The sequence below is a fragment of the Janthinobacterium sp. SUN033 genome (assembly GCF_030397595.1).
In the GTDB taxonomy this organism is placed as follows: Bacteria; Pseudomonadota; Gammaproteobacteria; order Burkholderiales; family Burkholderiaceae_D; genus Janthinobacterium; species Janthinobacterium kumbetense.
Genome location: NZ_JAPQNV010000004.1, coordinates 307,252 through 332,476, shown reverse-complemented (window position 1 = coordinate 332,476; position 25,225 = coordinate 307,252). Strand labels below are relative to the sequence as shown.

14 protein-coding genes and 1 riboswitch are annotated in these 25,225 nt (G+C 64.3%); of the genes, 6 read left to right on the top strand and 8 right to left on the bottom strand.

The window, feature by feature from the left end; genetic code table 11:
* Positions 1-117: 117 nt before the first annotated feature.
* Positions 118-615, bottom strand: a complete 498-nt coding sequence (locus OX460_RS18605; RefSeq protein WP_099665758.1) for an Lrp/AsnC family transcriptional regulator — start codon at positions 613-615, stop codon at positions 118-120.
* 154 nt (positions 616-769) lie between these two features.
* On the opposite strand from OX460_RS18605, the gene OX460_RS18600 reads away from it, so the two are divergent.
* Together OX460_RS18600 and OX460_RS18595 are read left to right on the top strand one after the other, a co-directional pair.
* Entirely contained in the window at positions 770-2,797 is a 2,028-nt protein-coding gene (locus tag OX460_RS18600) for an aminotransferase class V-fold PLP-dependent enzyme (RefSeq protein ID WP_289899543.1), read from the top strand.
* 342 nt (positions 2,798-3,139) lie between these two features.
* The gene (locus OX460_RS18595) at positions 3,140-11,830 is read left to right on the top strand and encodes a glucoamylase family protein (protein WP_354669834.1); all 8,691 of its coding nucleotides are present in this window, start codon (positions 3,140-3,142) and stop codon (positions 11,828-11,830) included.
* On the opposite strand, the gene OX460_RS18590 is transcribed toward OX460_RS18595, so the two are convergent.
* Together OX460_RS18590 and OX460_RS18585 are read right to left on the bottom strand one after the other, a co-directional pair.
* A complete protein-coding gene (locus OX460_RS18590; protein ID WP_251349415.1) occupies positions 11,827-12,042 on the bottom strand; it encodes a hypothetical protein in 216 nt (71 codons plus the stop codon). The genes OX460_RS18595 and OX460_RS18590 overlap by 4 nt on opposite strands.
* A gap of 113 nt (positions 12,043-12,155) precedes the next feature.
* Positions 12,156-12,731: a TMEM165/GDT1 family protein gene (locus OX460_RS18585; RefSeq protein ID WP_251349414.1), complete on the bottom strand. Its 576-nt coding sequence runs from the start codon at positions 12,729-12,731 to the stop codon at positions 12,156-12,158.
* Between the two features lie 9 nt (positions 12,732-12,740).
* Positions 12,741-12,922: riboswitch (yybP-ykoY riboswitch) on the bottom strand.
* A 145-nt stretch (positions 12,923-13,067) separates the two neighbouring features.
* Between OX460_RS18585 and OX460_RS18580 the strand changes: the two genes are divergently transcribed.
* The 3 genes from OX460_RS18580 (at position 13,068) to OX460_RS18570 (ending at position 19,099) form a co-directional block, all read left to right on the top strand.
* Positions 13,068-15,461 (top strand): M1 family metallopeptidase, encoded by a 2,394-nt coding sequence (locus OX460_RS18580; protein ID WP_289899542.1) that lies wholly within the window; start codon positions 13,068-13,070, stop codon positions 15,459-15,461.
* A 118-nt stretch (positions 15,462-15,579) separates the two neighbouring features.
* Positions 15,580-17,439, top strand: coding sequence for a M1 family metallopeptidase (locus OX460_RS18575; RefSeq protein WP_289899541.1), 1,860 nt, complete (start codon positions 15,580-15,582; stop codon positions 17,437-17,439).
* A gap of 22 nt (positions 17,440-17,461) precedes the next feature.
* Entirely contained in the window at positions 17,462-19,099 is a 1,638-nt protein-coding gene (locus OX460_RS18570) for a serine hydrolase (RefSeq protein ID WP_289899540.1), read from the top strand.
* Positions 19,100-19,134: 35 nt separating this feature from the next.
* Here the strand turns inward: OX460_RS18570 and OX460_RS18565 are convergent, their stop codons facing one another.
* Both OX460_RS18565 and OX460_RS18560 read right to left on the bottom strand, forming a co-directional pair.
* The gene (locus OX460_RS18565) at positions 19,135-19,962 is read right to left on the bottom strand and encodes a methyltransferase (RefSeq protein WP_289899539.1); all 828 of its coding nucleotides are present in this window, start codon (positions 19,960-19,962) and stop codon (positions 19,135-19,137) included.
* 88 nt (positions 19,963-20,050) lie between these two features.
* Positions 20,051-20,758, bottom strand: coding sequence for a pyridoxamine 5'-phosphate oxidase family protein (locus tag OX460_RS18560; protein ID WP_354669833.1), 708 nt, complete (start codon positions 20,756-20,758; stop codon positions 20,051-20,053).
* Between the two features lie 60 nt (positions 20,759-20,818).
* On the opposite strand from OX460_RS18560, the gene OX460_RS18555 reads away from it, so the two are divergent.
* Positions 20,819-22,291 (top strand): PLP-dependent aminotransferase family protein, encoded by a 1,473-nt coding sequence (locus OX460_RS18555; protein WP_289899537.1) that lies wholly within the window; start codon positions 20,819-20,821, stop codon positions 22,289-22,291.
* A gap of 10 nt (positions 22,292-22,301) precedes the next feature.
* Here the strand turns inward: OX460_RS18555 and OX460_RS18550 are convergent, their stop codons facing one another.
* From OX460_RS18550 to OX460_RS18540, 3 genes are all read right to left on the bottom strand, one after another.
* The gene (locus OX460_RS18550) at positions 22,302-23,081 is read right to left on the bottom strand and encodes a spermidine synthase (protein WP_289899536.1); all 780 of its coding nucleotides are present in this window, start codon (positions 23,079-23,081) and stop codon (positions 22,302-22,304) included.
* Between the two features lie 59 nt (positions 23,082-23,140).
* Positions 23,141-23,665, bottom strand: a complete 525-nt coding sequence (locus tag OX460_RS18545; protein WP_289899535.1) for an FxDxF family PEP-CTERM protein — start codon at positions 23,663-23,665, stop codon at positions 23,141-23,143.
* A 238-nt stretch (positions 23,666-23,903) separates the two neighbouring features.
* Positions 23,904-25,220 (bottom strand): PAS domain-containing sensor histidine kinase, encoded by a 1,317-nt coding sequence (locus OX460_RS18540; RefSeq protein WP_289899534.1) that lies wholly within the window; start codon positions 25,218-25,220, stop codon positions 23,904-23,906.
* Positions 25,221-25,225 lie beyond the last annotated feature (5 nt).

Genomic DNA, 25,225 nt, shown 5'->3' with positions numbered 1-25,225 from the left:
AGGGAGAATATAGGGGAGGAATCCCGTATTTGATGTAGATGTGTTGCCGTATGGCAACGATGGCTGGGTGTAAACATGCGCAGTTTTCATGTGTCCCCATGCTGCGCGGAAAAACGTTCAGGCAGGCAAGCCGTGGGCGATCAATTCCAGCGGCAATTCCGTGCTGCACTTGATTTGTTCCATGGAGAAGGCGGACGACACGCCCGTCAGCTGCACCGCTTTGATGAGCTTTTTATAGAAGGTGTCGTAGCCCTTGATGTCGGTGGTAACGACTTTCAGCAGGTAGTCGATATCGCCGCTCATGCGGTGAAATTCCTGCACCTCGGGCAAGACGATGACGGCGGCGGCGAAGCGGCGCAGCCATTTTTCATCGTGCTGGCCAGTGCGCACGCTGACGAAGACGGTCACGGGCAAACCCACTTTTTGCCGGTTGACGATGGCCACGCGGCTCTCGATATAGCCCTCTTCCTCCAGGCGCTTGACCCGCTTCCAGCACGGCGTGCTCGACAAGCCGATCTTCTCGCTGAGGGCGGCGATCGACAAGGTGCCATCCTGCTGCAGGGCGGCCAGGATGGCGCAGTCGAATTTGTCGAGCGGAGTGTTTGGTGAATGCATTTCACTATTCCTGTCTTTATAGCATGAACATGCTGCATATTACCGTGTTTGCAGTGTCTTTTGGCATATCTTCACGGGCGGGGGCCGGTAGACTGTTCATACGTGCCAGCCGCCAGTGCTGCCCCTTTATTTATAGAATCCCCAGACTGCCATCATGAAAGAAATCTACCTCGACAGCAATGCCACCACCTGCGTGCTGCCCGCCGCCGTTGCCGCCGCCCGGCAAGCGATGGAGCAGGGCTATGGCAATCCCAGCAGCACCCACGCGACGGGATTGCAGGCCAAGGCCATGATGGATGGCGTGCGCCAGCGCGCCAGCGGCCTGCTGGGCGTGGGCGACGGCCGGTTGATGTTCAACAGCGGCGCCACCGAAGGCATCCAGACGGCCGTGCTGTCGGCCCTGTGCGCGCTGCGCGAACGGCGCGACGCAGGCAAGCGCATCGGCAGCCTGCTGCTGTATGGCGCGACCGAGCACAAGGCCGTGCCGGAAAGCCTGGCGCACTGGAACCGGCTCCTGGGCCTGAACCTGGAAGTGCGCAAGCTGCCCGTCGATGCGCAGGGACGCCACGATTTGCAGGCGCTCGATGCGCTGATCGGCGACGCGGCCATGCTGTGCACGATGGCGGCGAATAATGAAACGGGCGTCGTCAGCGACTTGTCCGCCATCGCCCAGCTGCTGCAGGAACGGGGTGCCGATGCCTACTGGATGGTCGATTGCGTGCAGGCGCTGGGCAAGCTGAAGCTGAACCTGGCCGCCACGCGCATCGACTACGCGCCGTTTTCCGGCCACAAGCTGTATGCGCCCAAGGGCATCGGCATGCTGTATGTGCGCGCCGGCGCGCCGTTCACCCCCCTGATGATGGGCGGCGGCCAGGAAGCGGGCCTGCGCTCGGGCACGGAAAACATGGCCGGCATCGCCGCGCTGGGCGCCGTGCTGGCCGCGCTCGACGATGGCAAGACCTTCCGCAGCCACGCCGACCTGGCTGCTTTCCGCGAGCAGCTGGTGGCCAGCCTGGAACGCGCTTTCCCCGGCATCGTGTTCAATATGCCGTTCGACTTGTCCTTGCCGACGACGCTCAATTTTTCCGTGCCCGGTTTGTCGTCGAAAGAGCTGCTGGATCTGTTCGACGCGGCGCGCGTGCGCGTCAGCTCGGGCAGCGCCTGTTCCGCCGCCAAGGCGCTCCCCAGCTATGTGCTGGAGGCGATGCGCGTGCCGCAATGGCGCGCCAGCTCGGCCATCCGTTTGTCGTTCGGCCCCCTGATCGATGCGGCGACGGTGACGGCCGCCTGCGCGCGCATCGAGCGCTGCGGCGAAGCGCTGCGCAGCAGCTGCCTGCTGCCATCGGCGCTGGCGCCATCGCCGCAGGACGGCGTGATCCAGTTGAGCGTCGATGGCCAGTGCACCTGGCTGCTCAGCGACGCAGCCAGCGCCAGTTGCGTCGTCATCGATCCCGTCGCCGCCCTGGTGCCGCGCCTGGCCGCCTACATCCGCTGCCAGCACCTGGCCTTGCGCGCCATCGTGCACACGGCCGCCCCGGCCGACCATGGCGTGGCGCGCCTGGCCTTGCTGCAGGAACTCGCCATCGAACAGGTGGGCCGCATCGATATCGACGGTGAGCTGGCACTGGGCCAGCAGCGCCTGCGACGCGTCGAGTGTGGCGAAAACCATGTGTATCTGCTGGAGCAGCGCTTTGCCTTCATCGGCGCGCTGGCGCCCGAGGCGTTGACGCCCTTGCTGGATGCGGCGCTGGTGACGCAAGACACCGTGCTGTGCGCGTCAAGCGATGATGGCGGCATTTGCGGTACCGTGCGCAGCGTACGGGACGGTATCGTGCCGAGCGCCGAACTGCAGCTCGATGCGGCCGCTTTGCCGACCTTCCTGCGCCAGCATCCCGACGCCATCCTCGTCGATGTGCGCGAAGCGTATGAACACGCGGCGTGCGCCGGCACGGTATTCGAGGGTTGCGAGGTGCGCAGCGTACCGCTGAGCCGCCTGGCGGGACAGGTGGCTGAATGGTTGCAGCAGTCGCAGCGCCCGCTGGTCTTTTTCTGCCGTAGCGGTAACCGCAGCGCGCGCGCCGCCGCCTGCCTGCGCCGCCTCGGTCACGGCGCGGCATGGCAGCTCAACGGCGGCATGGCGATGGCGGAGGCGACGCGTCACCCGCTGGCCATCGCTGCCTGAGCGGCTTGAACTTTCTTCCTTGAAATATTGCACCGTGTCATCATTGGCACGGTGCCGCTACTCCTTTCCCTCTATTCATTTCCTCCAGGAATCTTTCTCCCGTTTCATTCGCTGATTTCTTTGCCGGCACGCCCCTAAAGCGCCGGGTATGTACGCTAGCGCACGGTCTTGCGTCCAGGGCGCCCCTACGATGAAGTTGAGAAAATCTCCCTACACCCTGAGATTCGTCGCAACGCTCCGGCGCTTCGCTTTCCGTCTTCGCCAGTGTCCGATCGTGTTCTTCCAGACTGGGCCAGCGTGACGGCGGCCGCTGGCTGCCTGCGCGCACCTAGCGAGGCCAAGTTGAAAGAGTACACAGCAGTTGTCACGCAGCAGATCAAGGAACAGATTTCCAAAGTTAAAGAAATCTTCCGCGACCATTCCCTTGCACCGGAAACCTTCGACGCCGCGCGCGACGATGCCTTGCCCTTGCGTTCCGAATTATTCAGCGCCATGCAGATGGCTGCCCACGGCAAGCACGTGGCTGCCGGCCATGCGGTGGGACGACACCATGGGCGCGACCGCCTGCTGGCGCGCCTGGCCGACAATGCGGCCCTGATCACGGCCACCGTCAACGAGCTGACGGCGACCGTCAAGAGCGGACGCCAGGTCACGCCCGCCTCGGAATGGCTGCTCGATAATTTCTATCTGATCGAAGAGCAGATCCGCACCACGCGGCGCCACCTGCCGAAGAACTACAGCAAGGAGTTGCCACGCCTGACTTCCGGCGCGGACGCGGGCTGCCCGCGCGTGTACAAGATCGCGCTGGAAATCATCTCGCACGGCGATGGCCGCGTCGACCTGGAAAACCTGTGCCACTTCGTCGAGGCTTATCAGGACGTGGCCACCTTGACCCTGGGTGAACTGTGGGCCGTGCCCATCATGCTGCGCCTGGCCCTGATCGAAAACCTGCGCCGCGTCGCCGCGCGCGTGGCCGACGACCGCATGCAGCGCGACCTGGCCAATACCTGGGCCGACCAGATGACGGAGATCGCCGAGCGCAATCCCAGCGGCTTGATCCTGCTGGTGGCCGACATGGCCCGTTCGAACCCGCCCATGACCAGCGCCTTCGTGGCCGAATTGTCGCGCCGCCTGCAGGGACAAAGTTCGTCACTGACCCTGGCGCTGTCGTGGCTGACGCATAAGCTGGCCGAGTCGGGCCTCACGATCGAGCAGCAGATACAGTCCGAAATCGGGCAACAGGCGGCCGACCAGGTGTCGATCGCCAACAGCATCGGCAGCCTGCGTTTTCTCGGCACCATGGATTGGCAGGAATTCGTCGAGACCATGAGCGTGGTTGAGCAGACCTTGCGCCTCGATCCGGCCGGCACCTATGGCTTGATGGATTTCGCCACGCGCGACAGCTACCGCCACGCCATCGAACGCATCGCCAGGCGCAGCGCGCGCAGCGAAGTGGAAGTGGCCGAGATGGTGGTGCAGCTGGCGCACACGCACGGCAACGGCAATGACGCGCGCCGCGGCCACATCGGCTTTTACCTGGTGGGGCGCGGCGTGCTGGTGCTGGAAAAGCAGGCCGGCGCGAAGCTGCCCTTCATCGAGGCGCTGCAGCATACGGCGCGCGCGGCGCCGCTGGCCGTCTACCTGGGCGCGATCTCGTTCCTGACCCTGGCGACGAGCGCCTTGCTGCTTGAGCGCGCCGTGCGCCATGGCGTGCAGGGCTGGCCCCTGGCGGCGCTGGGCGTGCTGGCACTGCTGGGCAGCAGCCAGCTGGCCGTGGCCGTGGTGAACTGGCTGGCGACCCTGATGACGTCGCCGCATCCGCTGCCGCGCATGGATTACCAGGCCGGCATTCCATCGGATGCGCGCGGCATCGTCGTCGTGCCGACCCTGATCTACAGCGAGGACAACGTGGCGGCACTGTGCGAGGCGCTGGAAGTGCGTTATCTCGCCAACCGCGACCCGAACCTGCGCTTTTGCCTGCTGACGGACTTTGTCGACGCGCAGGCGCAAACGATGCCGGGCGACGAAGCCCTGCTGCGCCAGGCGCAGGACATCATCCGCGGCTTGAACGAGAAATACCGCGTGGAGGGTGTCGCGTTCAAGGAAAACGGCGATCCGGCCGACCACGAAGAGCTGGGCCATGTGGGGCCGTTCCTGCTGCTGCACCGTCCGCGCCTGTGGAATTCGCAGCAGAATGCGTGGATGGGACAGGAGCGCAAGCGCGGTAAATTGTCCGACCTGCACGCGTTTTTGCGCGGCGGCGCGCGCGACAAATTCTCGCTGGTGGAAGGCGAGTTGCGCGGCCTGCGCACGATCAAATACGTGATCACGCTCGACACGGATACGCAGCTGCCGCGCGATGCGGCGCGCGAATTCATCTCCACCATGATGCACCCGTTGAACCGTCCCGTGCTGGACGCGGCCGGCTCGCGCGTGGTGGCCGGTTACGGCATCCTGCAGCCGCGCGTGGCCGTGGCGTTGCCCAGCGCGAACGCGTCGCGCTACGAGCTGCTGTGCGGCGGTGAACCAGGCATCGACCCCTACACGCGCACCGTGTCGGACCTGTACCAGGACGTGTTTTATGAAGGCTCCTTCATCGGCAAGGGCATCTACGATCTCGACATGTTCGAGCGCGTGCTGGGCCAGCGTCTGCCCGACAATAAGATCCTCAGCCACGATTTATTGGAAGGCTGTTACCTGCGCGCCGGGCTGCTCAGCGACTCGCAACTGTACGAGGAATATCCGGCCCGCTATGACGCCGACGTGAGCCGGCGCCAGCGCTGGATACGCGGCGACTGGCAGCTGCTCGGCTGGCTGCTGGGCCGGGTGCCGGGCCGCGCCGGCAAGCGCGAACGCAATCCCCTGTCGATGCTGTCGCGCTGGAAGCTGTTCGACAACCTGCGCCGCAGCGTCGTGGCGCCGGCCACCACCTTGTCGCTGCTGCTGGTGTGGGGCTTCCTGCCGCACGTGGCCTTCTGGAGCGCAGCGGTCCTGGCCATCATCTTCCTGCCGCCCGTGTTTTCCGCCCTGTACGATTTGCTGCGCAAACCGCGCGACACCCTGTGGCGCCAGCATCTGGCCGCCTTTGAGCGGCGCTGCGGCGTGCAGTTTTCGCACGCCATGCTGACCCTCGTCTTCCTGCCGTACGAAGCGTGGATCAGCCTGGACGCCATCGTGCGCACCCTGTGGCGCCTGGGCGTGTCGCACAAGCACTTGCTCGACTGGCGCGCCTCGAACCTGCACACATCGTCAGGTTCGCAGGCCGACAGCTGGCGCGCCATGTGGTGCTCGCCCGCGCTGGCGCTGGCCGCCTTTGGCGCCTTGCTGACCTGGCGCCCGCAAGCTTTGCCGGCCGCCGCCATGGTACTGCTGTTATGGCTCGTTGCACCCACCATCGCCTGGTGGATCAGCCGCCCCATCGAGCGGGCCGTGGCGCGCCTGTCGGCCGAGCAGGGACGTTTCCTGCACGGCGTGGCGCGCAAGACCTGGGCGTATTTCGATACCTTCGTCGGTCCCGATGACCACTGGCTGCCGCCCGATAACATGCAGGAGCATCCGAACCTGGTGGTGGCGCACCGCACCTCGCCGACGAATATCGGCCTGGCGCTGCTGGCGAATTTGACGGCCTACGATTTCGGTTACCTCACCCTGGGCCAGTTGATCGAGCGCAGCCGCGCCACCCTGCACAGCATGGGCGAACTGGAACGCTTCCAGGGCCATTTCTATAACTGGTACGACACGCAAACGCTCAAGGCGCTGCAACCGATGTACATCTCGACGGTCGACAGCGGCAACCTGGCCGGCCATCTGCTGACCTTGCAGCCGGGACTGGTGGAACTGTACGACGCGCCCATCATCGGCGCGCAGGTGGTGCAAGGCATCCGCACGACGGCGCAGGTGCTGCAGGAATTCATCGCCGCCGAAGGCGAGGGCAAGGCCATGCGCGACAGCATGAGCCTGCTGCAGGCGCAGGCCGCGCCCGCCAGCCTGGCCGAATGGCATGCCTATCTCACCGCCGCGAATGGCGCTGCCGACGCGCTGCTGTCGCTGACCTTGCAAAGCGAGGATGGCGAGCTGTCCATGTGGTGCGGTGCGCTGGCGCGCCAGTGCCGCGCGGCGCTGGCCGAGTTGCTGCAACTGGCGCCATGGGCGGCGCAGGCGGGCGTGGATCCTGCGTGGTTGCGCGTGCCGACCCTGCGCGAACTGGCCAACCTGGAAACGCCGGAAGGCCTGCCTGCCGAGCTGGCCGCCTTGCTGGCGCAGGGCCGCGACCAGGCAGGACGCCACATGCGCGACATCGCCCATGCGGCGGGCCAGGCGCGCGACTTTGCGCAGATCGAATACGCGTTCCTGTACAACCCGTCGACAAAACTGCTGGCCATCGGCTACAACGTCAGCGAACGGCGCCTGGACCCCAGCTACTACGATTTATTGGCCTCCGAAGTGCGCCTGGCCAGCTTCATCGCCATCGCCCAGGGGCAGCTGCCGCAGGAGCACTGGTTCGCTCTGGGCCGCCAGTTGTGCATGGTGGCGGGCCAGCCCGTGCTGCTGTCGTGGAGCGGCTCGATGTTCGAGTACCTGATGCCGCTGCTGGTGATGCCGAATTATCCGAACACCTTGCTCGACCAGACGTACCACTCCGTCATCGAGGCGCAGATCGATTACGGACGCCAGCGCGATGTGCCGTGGGGGATTTCCGAGTCCGGCTACAACACGGTCGACGCCAGCCTGAATTACCAGTACCGCGCGTTTGGCGTGCCGGGGCTGGGTTTGAAGCGGGGCCTGGCCGACGACCTGGTGGTGGCGCCGTACGCCAGCATGATGGGCTTGATGGTGCAGCCGGAAGCGGCGTGCCAGAACCTGCAGCGCATGCAGGCGGCCGGCTATATGGGCCGCTACGGCTTCTTTGAAGCCATCGATTTCACCACGGCGCGCCTGCCGCGCGGGCAGGGCAGCGCCATCATCCGCTCCTTCATGGTGCACCACCAGGGCATGGGATTTTTGGCCCTCAGTTACCTGCTGCACGACCGCCCGATGCAGCGCCGTTTCGAGTCCGATCCGCTGCTGCAATCGGCCTTGCTGGTGCTGCAGGAACGCACGCCGCAGGCCGGCGCGTTTTACTCGAACACGGCCGAACTGGCGGTGCTGCGCAGCGGCGTCCCCGAACAGGCCATGCCGATGCGCATCCTCACGCAAGCCAACAGCGCCGTGCCGGAAACGCAGCTGCTGTCGAATGGCCGCTACCACGTCATGGTGAGCAATGCGGGCGGCAGCTACAGCCGCTGGAAAGACCTGTCCGTGACGCGCTGGCGCGAAGACAGCACGCGCGATAACTGGGGCAATTTCTGCTATCTGCGCGACCTCGACGACGGTGCCGTCTGGTCCACCATGTACCAGCCGACCCTGGCCGAGCCGAAGAAATACGAAGTGATTTTTTCGGAAGGGCGGGCCGAGTTCCGCCGCGCCGACCATGGCCTGGACCTGTACACGGAAATCGTCGTCTCGCCCGAGGACGACATTGAAATCCGGCGCACGCGCATCAGCAATAATTCGAACCGCCAGCGGCGCATCGAGATCACCAGTTTCGCCGAAGTGGTGATGGCGCCGGCGGCGGCCGATGCGGCCCATCCCGCGTTCAGCAAGCTGTTCGTGCAGACGGAAATCCTCCCGCATGAAAAGGCGATTTTATGTACGCGCCGGCCCCGCTCGAAAGACGAGCAGATACCGTGGCTGCTGCACGTGATGACCGTGCACGATATCGAGCGCTACGAAGTCTCCTTCGAGACGGACCGCGCGCGCTTCATCGGCCGTGGCAACACGGCGCAATTGCCGCTGGCGCTGCAGGAAAGTGGGCCGCTCAGTGGCGGCCACGGTTCCGTACTCGACCCCGTCGTGGCCATCCGCTACGTCATCACCTTGGCCCCCGACCAGGCCGTGACGGTCGACAGCGTGACGGGCATGGTGGAGCAGCGCGAGGCGGCGCTGCACCTGATCGACAAATACCAGGACCGCCACCTGGCCGACCGCGTGTTCGAACTGGCCTGGACGCACAGCCAGGTGGTGCTGCGCCAGTTGAATGCCAGCGAAGCGGACGCGCAGCTGTATGCGCGCCTGGCCAATGCCGTGATCTATCCGAATGCGGCCCTGCGTGCCGAGGCCAGCATCCTGATCAAGAACCAGCGCGGCCAGTCCGGCCTGTGGGCGTATGCCATTTCCGGCGACTTGCCCATCGTGCTGCTGCAGATACGCGATTCGGCCAATATCGAACTGGCGCGCCAGATGGTGCAGGCGCATGCCTACTGGCGCCTGAAGGGGCTGGTGGTTGACCTGGTGATCTGGTACGAAGAGCAGTCGGGCTACCGCCAGCTGCTGCACGACCAGATCATGGGCCTGATCGCCTCGGGCATCGATGCGCAGGCGATCGACCGCCCGGGCGGCATCTTCGTGCGCCTGGCCGAGCAGATCGCCAATGAAGACCGCATCTTGCTGCAATCGGTGGCGCGCGCCATCATCAGCGACTTGCGCGGCACCCTGGCCGAGCAGGTCAAGCGTCCGCCCAGCCCCGTGCTGCGCATGCCGCCGCTGCTGCAGGACCCGGCCCGCGACCATGGCGGCGTGCCGCACCGGGCGCCAAGGCGCGAGCTGATCCTGGAAAATGGCCTGGGCGGTTTCACGCCCGACGGGCGCGAATATGTGATCACCACGGGAGAAAATAAACAGACGCCGGCGCCATGGTCGAACGTGCTGGCCAATGCGCAATTCGGCACCGTGGTGTCTGAAGCCGGCCAGGCGTATACGTGGAGCGAAAATGCGCATGAATTCCGCCTCACTCCATGGCAGAACGACCCGGTCTCCGACCTGTCCGGCGAAGCATTCTATGTGCGCGATGAGCAGAGCGGCCAGTTCTGGTCGCCGTCGTCCCTGCCCGCGCGCGGCAGCGGCGACTACGTCACGCGCCACGGCTTCGGCTACAGCATTTTTGAACACAGCGAAGGGGGCATCGCCACCGAATTGTGCACCTATGTGGCGCTGGACGCGGCCGTCAAATACTCGGTGATCAAAGTACGCAACGACAGCGGCGTGCCGCGCCGCCTGTCCGTCACCGGTTACGTGGAATGGGTGATGGCCGACCTGCGCGCCAAGTCCGGCATGCACGTGGCCACCGAAGTCGACACGATCAGCGGCGCCCTGTTTGCGCGCAATAACTACAACACGGAGTTTTCGGGCCGGGTCGGCTTTTTCAATACGGATGCCAGCATCCGTTCCATCACTTGCGACCGCAATGAATTCATCGGCCGCAATGGCAGTCTGGCGCAGCCAGCCGCCTTGCGCCGCGTGCGCCTGTCCGGCAAGGCGGGCACGGGATTGGACCCGTGCGCAGCGATCCAGGTACCGTTTGAACTGCAGCCGGGGCAGGAGCGCGAAATCGTTTTCCTGCTCGGCGTGGGCGGGCGCCGCAATGCGGACGCCAGCACCATGGTACAGCGCCATGCGGGCAAGGAAGCGGCCCGCATGGCGCTCGACGCGGTGCGTGCGCACTGGGAAAGCACTCTGGGTGCCGTGCGCATCGAGACGCCCGATCCATCGCTCGATGTGATCGCCAATGGCTGGCTGATGTACCAGACCATCGCCTGCCGCCTGTGGGCGCGCAGCGGCTATTACCAGTCGGGTGGCGCCTACGGCTTCCGCGACCAGCTGCAAGATGCGATGGCCATGATCCACACGGCGCCGCAGCTGCTGCGCAAGCACTTGCTGCTGTGCGCGGCGCACCAGTTTGTCGAGGGCGACGTGCAGCACTGGTGGCATCCACCGTCGGACCGGGGCGTGCGCACGCACTGTTCCGACGACTATCTGTGGCTGCCGCTGGCTACTTGCCGCTACGTGATCGCCACGGGCGACGTCAACGTGCTGTCGGAAGTGGCGCCCTTCATCGAGGGGCGCGCCGTCAAGCTGGAAGAGGATTCGTATTACGACCTGCCCGTGCGCTCGGGCGAGTCGGCCGACCTGTACGAGCACTGCGTGCGCGCCATCCGCCATGGCTTGCGCCTGGGCGTGCACGGCTTGCCTCTGATGGGCTCCTGCGACTGGAACGACGGCATGGACAAGGTGGGCGAACACGGCAAGGGCGAGAGCGTGTGGCTGGCGTTCTTCCTGTACGAAGTGCTGCAGCGTTTCGCCGAGGTGGCCGTGCTGCGCGGCGATGCCGCGTTTGCCCAGTTCTGCCGCGATGAAGCGGCGAAACTGGCGGCGAATGTCGAGGAGCATGCGTGGGATGGCGAGTGGTACCGGCGCGCGTATTTCGACGACGGCACGCCACTCGGCTCGCACATGAACGAGGAATGCCAGATCGATTCGATTTCGCAGAGCTGGGGTGTACTGTCGGGCGCGGCCAACAGGGAACGGGTCGCCGGCGCCATGCGCCAGGTCGATGCACGCCTGGTGCGCCGTGATTCCGGCGTGATCCAGCTGCTCGATCCACCATTCGACAAATCCAGCCTGAACCCCGGCTACATCCGCGGCTACGTGCCGGGCGTGCGCGAGAACGGCGGCCAGTACACGCATGCGGCCATCTGGACGGCGATGGCGTTTGCCCGCCTGGGCGATGGCGAAAAAGCGTGGGAACTGCTGCGCATGATCAATCCCGTGCGCCACGGCGTTGACGCGCAGGCGGTGCAGCGCTACAAGGTCGAGCCCTACGTGGTGACGGCCGACGTGTATGCCGTGGCGCCCCACGTGGGACGGGGCGGCTGGAGCTGGTACACGGGATCGTCGGGCTGGCTGTACCGGCTGATCGTCGAATCCCTGCTCGGTTTGACGCGCGAAGCGGACGTGCTGCGCGTGGTGCCGGTCATGCCGGCAGAGTGGGACAGCTTCAAGCTGCATTACCGCTTCGGCGCCAGCAGCTATGCCATCACGGTGGAACAGGCGCAGGGGCGGCCTGCGGGCTTGTCGCTCGATGGCGTGGCGCAGGGGGGCAACAGCATCGCCCTGCGCGACGAGAGCCGCGAGTACGTGGTGCTACTGCTGGTTTAGTCCTGCCGCCGTACCTGCCACGTATCGTATTCGGGCCGGCGCCTGCCAAGCAGCAGGATCAGGCCGGCGCCCAGCAACAGCAGGTCGCGCGTGCGTACGGCGGGCTCGGATTGCGTTGCGAGCTGAGGGGGCGTAGGTGCCGCCGTGGCAGCGGGCAACTGGCTTGCGCAGGCGGCCAGGCACAGCGCTGCCATCTTTCCATTCAAATGCATAGATTCCTCAAGAAAGCGCGGTGACCACCAGGTGGCACCGCGCCAGTATTCATGTCGGCGACATTGTAATTATAGACATGAACATTGTAAATGAGAAATTATTTAAGATTGAGTCAAAACCCCAGGGCCGCGCCCGCGCCCAGCAGGGTGGCCACGCCAAGCACGGCAAAGACCAGCGCCGCGATGCCATGCACGAGGCGCAGCGGGACGCGGTTGGCGATTTTGTCGCCGAGGTACACGGCCGGCACGTTGGCCAGCATCATGCCGAAGGTGGTACCCAGCACGACGGAGTAGATGTCGTGGTAGCGCGCCGCCAGCGCCACCGTGGCGACCTGCGTCTTGTCTCCCATTTCCGCCATGAAGAAGGCGATCAGGGTGGTCAGGAAGACGCCGTACTTGGCCAATTTGGTTTCGTCTTCATCGAGCTTGTCGGGGATCAGGGTCCAGGCAGCCATCGCCAGGAAGGAGACGCCCAGTACCCAGCGCAGCACGTCGGGCCCCAGCATGCTGGTGATCCAGGCGCCGACGGCGGCGGCAAACGCGTGGTTGGCGATGGTGGCGACGAAAATCGCCAGCACGATGGGCAAGGGCTTGCGGAATTTGGCGGCCAGCAAAAAGGCCAGGAGTTGGGTTTTGTCGCCGATTTCAGCGAGACCGACGATGCCGGTGGAGATGAGGAATGCTTCCATGAGATTGCAAGAGGTACGCGGGCCGGACGAATTAACCAATGATCCACGGGCGACTCCGGCCCATGCGGCCGCCCTGGATCAATGGTCTCGTCAAGTTTTGCAACCACCTGCACCATGGCCTGCGGGCCAATTATGTTGATACAGGTTCCTGCGGCAGGACCGCAGGACGACTACTCCCCAATGTTCGAGGCGCATCATACGCCAATGCCCGCGCCGGCGCCAGTGCCGGCGGGGGATACTGCGGCCTGGTGTGTGGGACTTCGACAACAATGATCGATTTGCAAACAGACTCGACTTAGAATGCAGTCTGTCCACGACTCCCAGATGGAATGCGCCATGCCGGTCCTTGTCCGCTTGCTTGCCTTGTGTTTGACCTTGTTTGCTCCCTTGTCCGGCCTGTGCGCCGCCGCGTCCTTCGACGACAAGTTCCGCCAGCTCGAAGAATTGCTGCCCACGCCGAATGCCTACCGCACGGCGTCCGGCGCGCCTGGCCACGCCTACTGGCAGCAGCGCGCCGATTACGTAATCCGCGCTACCCTGGACGAAGCGCGCCGCGAAATCACGGCCAGCGAGCAGATCACCTATCACAACCGCTCGCCCGACAGCCTTGCGTATCTGTGGCTGCAGCTGGACCAGAATGGCTTGCGCAAGGATGCCGACCAGCGCCGCGTCCTGAGCGCGCCGTCGCGCCAGGCCTGGCTCAGCAGCAGCGAAGAGGAGGCGCTGAAATTCGAGGACTTGCGCGCCATCCATGCGGGCCGCGAATTTGACGGCGGCTTCAAGCTCACCGCCGTGAAAGCGGCCAGTGGCAAGCCGCTGCCGTATGTGGTCAACCAGACCATGCTGCGCATCGATTTGCCGGTGGCGCTGGCGCCTGGCCAGAGCATCACGTTCAACATCGACTGGTCGTATCAGATCAATGACCAGAAGGTGCTGGTCGAACGCTCCGGCTACGAGTATTTTGAGGACGACAAGAACGCGATCTTCCAGATCGCGCAGTGGTTTCCGCGCATGGCCGCGTATTACGACGCCGTCGGCTGGCAGCACAAGCAATTCCTCGGCTCAGGGGAATTCACGCTGGAGTTTGGCGATTACGAGCTGTATCTGACGGTGCCGGGCGACCATGTGGTGGCCGCCACGGGCGAGCTGCAAAATCCTGCCGCCGTCTTGAGCGCGGCGCAGCGCGAGCGCCTGGCGCGGGCGAAAAACAGCGATACGCCGCTGCTGGTGATCACGCCGGAAGAGGCGATGGCGGCGGAAAAGGGCAAAGCCACGGGCATGAAAACCTGGCACTTCAAGGCGGCCAATGTGCGCGACGTGGCGTGGGCGTCGAGCCGCAAGTTCATCTGGGATGCGCAAGGTTTGAATAGCGGCGGCAAGCGCGTGATGGCCATGTCCTACTATCCGAACGAGGGCAATCCGCTGTGGCAGCAGTACAGCACGCGCGCCGTCGTGCACGCGATCGAGCAGTACAACAAGTACAGTTTCGACTATCCGTATCCGAGCGCGATGTCCGTCAACGGCGCCGTCGGCGGCATGGAGTATCCGATGATCTCGTTCAATGGCGGGCGCCCCGTGAAGGACAAGAAGACGGGGGAACGCACGTATTCGAAGACGACCAAGTATGACCTGATCGGCGTGATCATCCATGAAGTGGGGCATAATTATTTTCCCATGATCGTCAACTCGGACGAGCGTCAGTGGACGTGGATGGACGAGGGTCTGAATTCCTTCCTGCAGTACCTGGCCGAGCAGGCGTGGGAAGAGCATTTTCCGTCCTGGAATGGCGAGCCGCGCAAGATCGTCGACTACATGCGCAGCCAGAACCAGGTACCCATCATGACCAACTCCGAGTCCTTGCTGCAGTTCACGGCGAACGCCTACGACAAGCCGGCCACGGCGCTCAACATCCTGCGCGAGACCATCCTCGGGCGCGAACTGTTCGACTTCGCCTTCAAGCAGTACGCCTTGCGCTGGAAATTCAAACGCCCGACTCCCGCCGACTTTTTCCGCACCATGGAAGATGCGTCCGGCACCGACCTGGACTGGTTCTGGCGCGGCTGGTTCTATACCACCGACGCGGTCGACATCAGCATCGACGGCATCAGCGAATATGGCGTGAGCACGAAGAATCCGGAAATCGAAAAAGCGTGGAAGAAGGCGCAGAAGGCCGCGCAGCCCATATCGATCTCGGACCAGCGCAACAAGGCGCTGCCGAAGAAGATCGACCTCGATCCTGCGCTGAAGGATTTCTATAACCGGCACGATGAATTCACGGTCACCAACAAGGACCGCAACAGCTATGCGGAGGAACAGGAAACGCTGGAGCCATGGGAGAGAAAGCTGCTGGAACAGCACAACATGGGAAAGCATCTGTACTTGGTCGATTTCTCGAATCTCGGCGGCCTGGTGATGCCGCTGATCCTGGAAATCGAACTGAAAAGCGGCAAGAAGATTGTCGAGCGCGTGCCGGCCGAAGTGTGGCGCTACTCGCCGCACAAGATCAGCAAGGTCATCATCACGGACGAGCCGATGGTGGGGCTGGTGCAGGACCCGTACTGGGAGACGGCCGACATCGACATCAGCAATAACGCCTGGCCGAGAAAAATCACGCCATCGCGCCTGGAGCTGTTCAAGCAGGACCGCGACAAGAACAACCTGATGAAGGATGTTAATGTGCCGCTGAAGGCACCCGAGGCCAAGGCCGAAGCCAGGCCGGAAGCAAAATAGGGAAACAGCGCCGGCCAGTCCGGCGCTTTTTCTGCCAGGTCCGCGCTGGAAGTGCTATTCTGCGCGACGCCCCGGCGCACACGGACCGGGGCTTTCGCAAATCATTCAAAAGACGACCATGCAAACTTTGACCTTCCTGCGCGCGCTGGGCTGTGCGCTACTTTGCCAGGTGACCCTGGCCGCGCACGCCGACCCGCTCAGCTACGCGCGCTACGACCAGGTGCGCACGCGCGACCTGCAGCTGGATCTGAAAGCGGATTTCAAGCAAAAGACCTTGAGCGGCTATGCCGAGCTGTCCTTGAACTGGATCGACCCGGCGGCGCGCACCCTGGTGCTCGATACGCGCGACCTGTCGATCGCGAAGGTGCAGGTACAGGACAAGCGCGGCGCATGGCAGATGGCGCCGTACCAGCTGGACAAGGCCGACCCGGAAAAAGGCCAGGCGCTGCGCATCACCACCTCGGGCCAGCCGGGCAAAGTGCGCGTCTACTATCACACGGCCCCCAATGCCATCGCGCTGCAGTGGCTCACGCCGCAGCAGACCATGTCGGGCAAGCTGCCTTTCATGTTCAGCCAGTCGCAAAGCATCAATGCCCGTTCGTGGGTGCCGTCGCAGGATACGCCGGCCGTGCGTTTTACCTATAGCGCGCGCATCGATGCGCCAGCGGGCATGCGCGTCGTGATGAGCGCCGAGAATGATGAAAAGGCGACGGGCAAGGGCGGCTGGAAATTCAGGATGCCGCAGCCGATTCCTTCGTACCTGCTGGCCATCGCCATCGGCGAACTGGAAGTGCGTAAACTCGGCCCCCGCTCGGCCGTGTATGCGGAACCTCCGCGCATCAAGGCCGCCGAATACGAGCTGGCCGACACGGAAAAGATGATCCAGGCCGCCGAGGCCCTGTATGGCCCGTATGGCTGGGGCCGCTACGACATGATCGTGCTGCCGCCATCGTTCCCCTACGGCGGCATGGAAAACCCGCGCCTGACCTTCCTCACACCGACCATGATTGCGGGCGACCGCAGCCTGGTCGACCTGATCGCGCATGAACTGGCCCACTCGTGGTCGGGCAATCTGGTCACCAACGCGTCGTGGAAGCACATGTGGCTCAACGAAGGCTTTACCACCTACGTCACGACGCGCATCGTCGAACAGCTGTATGGCAGCGAAGTGGCGCAGATGGGCGTGCAGGTCGACCAGGAAGAACTGGCGGCCTCGATCAAGGAATTGCCGGCAGCGAAAACGGCATTGATCACGCGCGATGCGGACGCCAATCCGGCGGAAACGTACACGGACGACGGCATCATCTACCCGAAAGGCGCCTGGTTCCTGGCGACCATGGAGCGCCGTGCCGGCCGCGCCGTATTCGACCCCTTCCTGCGCGGCTGGTTCGACCAGCACGCGTTCCAGAGCGTGACGACGGAGCAGTTCATCTCCTACCTGCGCAAGAACCTGCTGGCGCAGCATCCGGACGTCATGCCGGAAGCGGAACTCGATGAATGGCTGTATGGCACCGGCGTGCCGGCCAGCGCGCAGCGCGTCGTCTCGCCGCGCCTGGCGCTGCTCGACCAGCACCGCGACGCCTGGCTGAAAGGCGAGCTGGCGACGAAGGACCTGGGCATGGACAAGTGGATCGCCATCGAATCGATGCACTTCCTGAACGATATCAACAACAAGGCCAGCGCGGCGCAATTGCGTGAGCTGGACCAGGTCTACGGCGTGGGCAAGAGCGGCAACAATGAAGTGGCCTACCGCTTTTATCTGGCCTCCGTGAACGCCGGCTATGACGTGCGCCAGCCCTTGCAGGCGTTCCTGATGAGCGTGGGCCGTCAGAAGTTCGTCGTGCCCCTGTACAGCGCCTTGATGAAGACGCCGCAGGGCCATGCCTGGGCCAAGGACGTGTATGCGCAGGCGCGCGAACGCTACCACCCGGTGACGCAGGAAAGCGTCGATAAATTGATGGCCGCGCAAGCGCATTGAACCTTCTTTGGACATCCTGACCATGCATACCATGAACCGTCTCGCCGCCGCCATCATGCTGGCGTTTTCCGGCATCACCGTGCCGGTGCTGGCAGCCGATGCCGTACCTGTCGCTGCCGCCGCATCCGCGCCGGCGCCCGCCTTCGACCTTGACCGCGACGTCGCCACCGCACTGAAAGTGTTCGACGTGCCCGGCATGGCGATCGCCATCGTCAAGGACGGCAAGGTCATCACCGCCAGGGGCTTTGGCGTGCGTAAACTCGGCGAGCCGGCCGCTGTCGATGCGCAGACCCTGTTCGAGGTAGCATCGAACTCGAAGGGCTTCACGGCCGCCGCGCTGGCCATGCTGGTCGACGATGGCAAGCTGGCCTGGGACGATCCCGTCACCAAGCACCTTCCCGGCTTCCAGATGCACGATTCCTACGTGACGGGCGCCATGACCGTGCGCGACCTGCTGACGCACCGCAGCGGCCTGGGTCTGGGCGCGGGCGACTTGCTGTGGTGGCCGACCACCACCTTCAGCACCGACGAGATCATCGAGAAGCTGCGCTACATCCGCCCGGCCACGAGTTTTCGCAACAGCTATGCCTACGATAACCTGCTGTATATCGTGGCCGGCAAGATCATCGCCGACAAGGCGGGCAAGAGCTGGGGCGAGGCCATGCATGAGCGCATCCTGGCGCCGCTGGGCATGACGGGCACCACCACCAGCCTGCTTGAAAACGTGGGCAAGCCCGACGTCGCCAGTGCTCACAGCAAGATCGACGGCAAGATCACCGCCGTCAAGTCCATGCCTGTGCCGAACGCCGTGGGCGCCGTCGGCATCAACACGAATGCGGAAGATATCGCCAAGTGGATGATGGTGCTGCTCGACGGCGGCAAGATCGCCGGCGTGAAGGACAAGGACGGCAAGGAAGCGCGTTTGTTCAGCGAAAAGCAGGGCCGCGAAATGTGGACGGCGCAAACGCCGATCAAGATTGCCGAGCCGAAGCCGGCGCTGGCCGCGACGAAGCCGAACTTCAGCGCATATGGCCTGGGCTTCCAGCTGCGCGACTACAAGGGCATGAAAGTGGCCATGCACGGCGGCGCGCTGCAGGGATTTTATTCGCGCGTGGTGATGGTGCCGGAAGCAAAACTGGGCGTGGCCATTCTGACCAATGCGGAAAATGGCGGTTCCATGACGGCGCTGCAATGGCGCATCCTCGACCATTACCTGCAGGCGGCGCCGTCGGACTGGCTGGCGCTGGTGGCCAAGGTGGAGCAGGACCAGCATGCCGAGGAAGTCAAAAAGCAGGGCAAGGCGTCGAGCGCGCGCGCAGCCAAATCGCAGCCGTCGCTGCCGCTGGCGGCGTACGACGGTGAGTACGAGGATGCCTGGTATGGCAAGGTCGTGATCAAGCCGGAAGGAAAAAAACACATCCTCAGCTTCACGCGCACGCCGGACCTGACGGGCGAGCTGGAACACTGGCAGCACGACACCTTCATCGTGCGCTGGAAAGAGCGCAATTTCAACGCCGATGCGTACGTGACGTTTTCGCTCAATCCCGATGGCAGCATCGACCGCGTGAAGATGGCGCCCGTGTCGGCCGAGACGGATTTCAGCTATGACTTCCAGGACTTGAGCCTGGTGCCGGTGAAGGCGAAGGAAGGCAAGAAGTAAAAGCAGAAGGCCACCGCAAGGTGGCCTTTTTTACGCTATGGCTTGACGAACTTCAGGGTCATGCGGTCGCTCTCGCCGATGGCCGTGTACTTGGCGCGCTCCACATCCTTGTTGGCGTAGGTGGGCGGCAGTGCCCAGACGCCGCCCTCATGGTCCGCCGTATCCTTGGGATTGGCGTTGATTTCCGACTTGGCCGCCAGTTTGAAGCCTGCGCTTTCGGCCAGCTTGATCACATACGCTTCGTGCATGTAGCCGCTGCTGGCCGTGGCATCCTGCGCCTTGTTCGCCGGCAGGCGGTGTTCGACGACGCCGAACACGCCGCCCGGTTTCAGGCTGTCATACACTTCCTTGAACAGGGTTTTCATGCCCTCGTCGCCGATCGGTATCCAGTTGTGGATATTGCGGAAGGTCAGCACCATGTCGGCCGTGCCCTTGGGCGCGATGCGGTAGGTGGTGGGGGGTGCGAAGGCGCCGAGTTCCACCTTGCCGAAAGCGCTCGGGTTGGCGTCGAGTTTTTGCTGGAAGCGCGCCGCGCCACGGCGTGCACCTTCGCTGCTTGACTGCGGGTCGTTGCCGGCGGCGATCAGCTTGCCGTGGTCGCGCAGGTAGGGCGCCAGGATTTCCGTGTACCAGCCGCCGCCGGGCGCTAGCTCCACCACCGTCATGGTCGGCTTGATGCCGAAAAACGTCAGCGTTTCATACGGGTGGCGGGCGCTGTCGCGCAGCGCGTTGGCCGGCGTGCGCGCACTGCCGGCGATGGCGGCCTTCAGGGCCGCGTCGCCCGCATCGGCAGCCAGCGCCGCGCCGCTGCCGCCACAGGCCAGCATGACCGTCAGGGCCGTGGCCAGGGATACTCGCTTCATCATCATTTGCTCCATGCGTGATTGGATCGGTTGGTCAATTGGTGGCGATCGCCATCAACGCCGATCATCGGGCAAGCACGCTGGCCGGTCAAGCGGATTCCGTACCCCAGGCGGCGGCATACGCGGGTATGTCGCAGGTGTTGAGCGCATCGGCGATGGCCGCGCCACGGCCGTGCGTAAAGGGCAGTTCGCCCGTCCAGACGGCATGCGCCATGTCGCCCGCATCGTCGAGCGGGCCGCCCGTGCGCTGCTTGACGGCGCATTCGTCGAGCGCGATGCGCAGCACGGTGGTGGCCGCGTACTCCTTGGTGCTGCCGCCGCGCACCTGTGTCAGGCGTCCTGGCGCCAGCTTCTCCATCAGCGCGTCCATGGCCGCATGCTGCTGGCCGATGTCGCTTACTTTCTCAAACTGCCCATACACCATCGCCGAGCGGTAGTTCATGGTGTGATTGAAGGCGGAGCGCGCCAGCACCAGGCCGTCGAGATGGCTGACCGTCACGCACGCGCCGCCGTCGAGCAAGAGCTGCTTGAGCATGCGGCTGCCGTTCGAGCCATGGATGTACAGGTGGCCGCCGATGCGCCAGCAGGCGGTCGGGATGCAATGGCTGCCCTTGTCGTCGCGAAAAGCGATATGGCACAGATAGGCGGCATCGAGGATGGCGTGCAGGGTGGTCTGTTCATAGCTGGCCAGTTCGGCGACGCGGCGCACGCGGGTGCGGGGGCTGGGGGGCAGGGCGGTAGCGGTCATGGTGGAAGTCCCGTTGGTTGAAGAAGCAGGTCGCACTATAATCGGCATCTGGCCCTGAAAAAAGATCCAGAACCGATAAATAATTTAGAGCCACAATGAAGGGGAAGCATGGACTTCGCTTTGCTGCTGAATGCGTTCGAGCGCACGCACCGCGGGCGGGGCTGGTCGCGCCAGCGCCTGCTGCATGAATGCCTGCGCGCGGCGATCCGCGGCGGCCAGCTGGCGCCCGGCACGCGGCTGGCCGCCACGCGCGTGCTGGCGGCCGCACTGGGACTGGCGCGCAATACCGTGCTGTACGCCTACGAGCAGCTGGCCAGCGAAGGATTTGTCTTGCCGGACCGGCGCGGCACCGTCGTCGCCGGCAGCGCCGGTGTGCCTGCGGCCGCGCCTGCGGCAGGGGGCAACGGTGGCTTGTCCCGCCGCGCGCGGCATTTGCGCGGCGTGGCGGGACAGGATGTGAATGCGTCGGTCGTGTTTCCCGCCGACGCCATGGGCGCGTTTGCGCCTGGCGTACCGGCGCTCGATGAGTTTCCGCTGGCGCAGTGGCGGCGCATGCTGGACCGCGCCTGGCGCGCGCTGACGCCGCGCCAGCTCAATTACGGCGACCCGGCCGGCGAGCCGTCGTTGCGCATGGCCATTGCCGAGCATTTGCGCGCCGCGCGCGGCGTCGTCTGCGATGCGGGCCAGGTGTTCATCACGGACGGCACGCAAAGCAGCCTCGATGTCTGCCTGCGCGCCTTTGCCGACCAGGGCGACACCTTGTGGATCGAGCATCCAGGCTATGGCGGCGCGCTGGCGGCGGGCCGTGGCGCGGGCTTGCAGGTGACCGGTATCGCGGTCGACATGGACGGCATCGCACCGACGGATGACGACTGGCGCGACACGCCGCCGCGCCTCATCTACACCACGCCGTCGCACCAGTATCCGACGGGCAGCGTGCTCAGTCCCGCGCGCCGCATGGCGCTGCTCGAACGCGCCCGCGTGGCCGGCGCCCTGATTATCGAAGACGATTACGACAGCGAGTTTCGCCATGGCGGCCCACCCCTGGCCGCGATGCAGGGACTGGTGGCTGACGCGCCCGTCGTGTACCTGGGTACCTTCAGCAAGACCATGTTTCCCGCCTTGCGCATCGCCTTTATCGTCGTGCCGGCCGCGCTGGCCGGGGTCTTCGCACAGATGCAGGCGCAGGGTGCCGCGCGGGGGAGGGTGGCGGAACAGCTGGCGCTGGCCGAGTTCCTGCGCAGCGGCCTGTTTGCGCGCCACGTGCGGCGCATGCGCCGGCTGTATCGCCAGCGCCGCGATGCCTTGAGCGAGGCGCTGCAGCGCCATGCGTGCGCGGGCGCATCCATCCATGGCGGCACGGCCGGCATGCACCTGGCACTGCGTTTCCATGATGGCGCATGGGATGACCTGGCGCTGAGCCGCAGCGCCGCGCAGGACGGCATCGTGGCGCTGGCCCTGTCCGCGCATGGCACGGGAGATGCGGGGGGCTGGAATGGTTTCCTGCTCGGTTATGCCCAGGTGCCGGCCGAGAACATGGATGGCCTGGCGCGCCGCCTGGGTAGGTTGCTGCCGGCGTGATGCAGCTACCTTATTGCTGGTCCTGCATCCACTGCTTCAAGCCGTTGACCCAGTTCTTGGCGGGCAGGTTGAACTGCTTCTTGATGGTGGCGGCGCGTTCGTATAAATCGCTGAAGTCGAGCGACGGCGATTTTTTGAAGGCCAGCACGACGATGTTTTCATCTTCCATTTCCGGCACCCAGACGACGGCGTCGAAAACCAGCTCCATCGCCTGCAGATTCTTGTCGTAGTTGGGGAAGTCGCCGAAGACATTCGTGCACATGATGCCGTCGTCCGTCAGGCAGTCGAAGCAAGCCTGGTAGAACTCGGGCGTGTCGAGCACGGGGCCGCGCGCGTCTTCGTCGTACAGGTCCACTTGCAGCGCATCGACGGTGCCGTGGTTGGCCGGATCAAGCACGAAGTCGAGCGCATTCATTTCGCGCACGTCGAGGCGCGCGTCGTTCGGCGGCAGCGCGAACTGGGCGCCGCAGATGGCGATCACGTTCGGATTGAGTTCGATGGCCGTGACCGTGGCGTCGGGGAAGCGGCGGTAGCTGAATTTGGTCAGCGCGGCGCTGCCCAGGCCCAGCTGCACGATGCGTTTGGGCTGCGTCTTGAACAGCATCCACATCATCATCATCTGCACGTATTCGAGCTCGATGGCGTCGGGTTTGTCCAGGCGCATGGCGCCCTGCACCCACTTGGTCCCCAGGTGCAGGTAGCGGATGCCGCGGTGTTCGGTGGTGGTGGCAGGCGGGTGGCCCGGGTGGCTGAAAGCGGTATGGCTGGTGGAGGTGAAGTCGGTCGTCATGGCGCCAGTTTAGCAGCCGGCTGAAAAAAAGACGCCGCAGCGTCTTTTTGGTGGGGAGCTCAAGATTGCTTGCGGCGTCGTGCCAGGAAGCCCAGTACGCCCAGGCCGGCCAGCAGCATGCCATAGGTTTCTGGTTCAGGAACGGGAGCCAGGTTCAGGTTGAAGGTGCCGCCATAGCTGCCGCCATTGCTGTTGCCCATCACGGTCAGGACCATCGGGCCGTTGAACAGCAGGTTGGTTGGCGCTAGCACTTCGCCCTGGGCATAGCCGAAGACGGTGGGTCCGCCAAAGCCCGTCAGGGCGATGCCGTTCAGGTTGGCACTGCTGAAGTTGATGGACGAAGCATCGCTGCCCGTGACCGACAGGTTGGCCAGGAAGGCTTGCGCGGTCGAACCGAACGTGGCGTCGGGCGTGAAGGTGAAGGTGTCGGTAAAGGCGCCGAGCGGATCGGGCGTGGCGTTGAAGCCGCCCGTCCACAGGTTGCCGGTGGTGTTGGTCAGGTCCACGTTGTACGCTGTCGCCTGCGCTACGCCGATGGTAGCCGCGCTCAAGAGTGCTACTGCTATGAGTGATTTCAGTTTCATTTTTATCCCCGCGAAAAAACGATTAATGTTTCAAAAAAACCGTACCGCTCAGATAAATTATCGCCAGGACATTTCATTGTCAATGAGCTATTTTTATATCATTATGCAAACTTAAATAGCTTATTTCTAATACACGGGCATGGCGCTCGTTATGTTGCAATATTAAAAACTCTAATTATCAATATAATACTGAAAAATAATTGCGCAGCATGTGATGGAAAAATCGTTGCGCCAGTAACTAATTTCTGTCCAGCAAGGGAAGAATTAGAGTTACCGCCAGGCCGCCGTCCTCGCGGTTGGCCAGCGTGATGCGCCCGCCATGGGCTTCGGCGATTTCGCGCGCCAGCGCCAGGCCAAGTCCCGTGCCGCTGCGCTTGGTGGAATAAAACGGCACCAGCGCGTTTTCCAGCACGGCGCCGCTCATGCCCGGGCCGCGGTCGCGCACTTCGATGCGCAACTGCCCTTGCGCCAGGCTGACGTGCAGGCCGATGTGCTCTTCCCGCGAGCCCGATTCCAGCGCATTCTTGAGCAGGTTCAGCAGTGCCTGCTGCATTTGCGCCGCATCGAACACGGCCGCCTGCGCGGGCGGCGGGCAGTCGAGCCTGAAGGCCGCCTGCGAGGCCAGGCCATCGAGGAAAGGCTGCCACTCGCACGGCGCCAGGCGCGGCGCGGGCAGCTTGGCAAAGCGCGCATAGCCGAGGATGAAGGTTTCCAGGTGGCGCGTGCGCTCTTCGATGGTGGCGAGGATTTGCGGCAGGCGTTCCGTCTGGCCGCGGCGTACCAGTTCGGCACCGGAATGGGCCAGCGAGGCCAGCGGCGCCAGCGAGTTGTTGAGTTCATGGCTGATGACGCGGATGACTTTTTTCCAGGTCTGCACTTCCTGGCGGCGCAGTTCCAGTGTCAGCTGGCGCAACAGCAGCAGTTCGTGCTTGCGCCCGTTCAGGCTGAAGCTGCGCCGCGCCAGGTGATACACCTCTTCCTGTTCCCCCTCGCCGCTGGTAAACAGGCCGTCGTTGCGGCGCGCGAGCGCCTCGGCCAAGGCCGGTGCCGCCTGCTGCACGATGTCGGCCAGGTGATGCCCTTCGAGCCGGCGGCCATGGTGCAGCAGCTGGCGCGCGGCCAGGTTGGCGTAGACGATGGCGCTGCCCTCGGCCACCAGCAGCATGGCCACCGGCGTGTTTTGCACCATGGTGTCGAGCAGCAGTTCGCGCTGCACCAGGTCCAGGCGCTGCTTGCGCAGCACGTCGCCGAGCGCATTGTGGGCCGCCACCAGGTCGGCCAGTTCATCGTTCTGCGGCCAGCGCAAGCTGAAGCCGAAGTCGCCGTCCTGGTAGCTGGCGACCGTGCCGCTCAGGGCGCGAAACAGCGACAGCATCGCCTGCAGCTGCGCGCGGATGGTAATGACGGCGACCGGCAACACGCACAGCAGGGTACCCGCCAGCACCAGCAGCGGCTGGTCGGGTAAAAAATGCGCGAGCAGCAGGGCGATGACGATGCCCAGTACCAGCAAGGTAACGATCAGCGCCGTCCAGCGCGTGAGCAGGGAGAGGCGCATGGGGC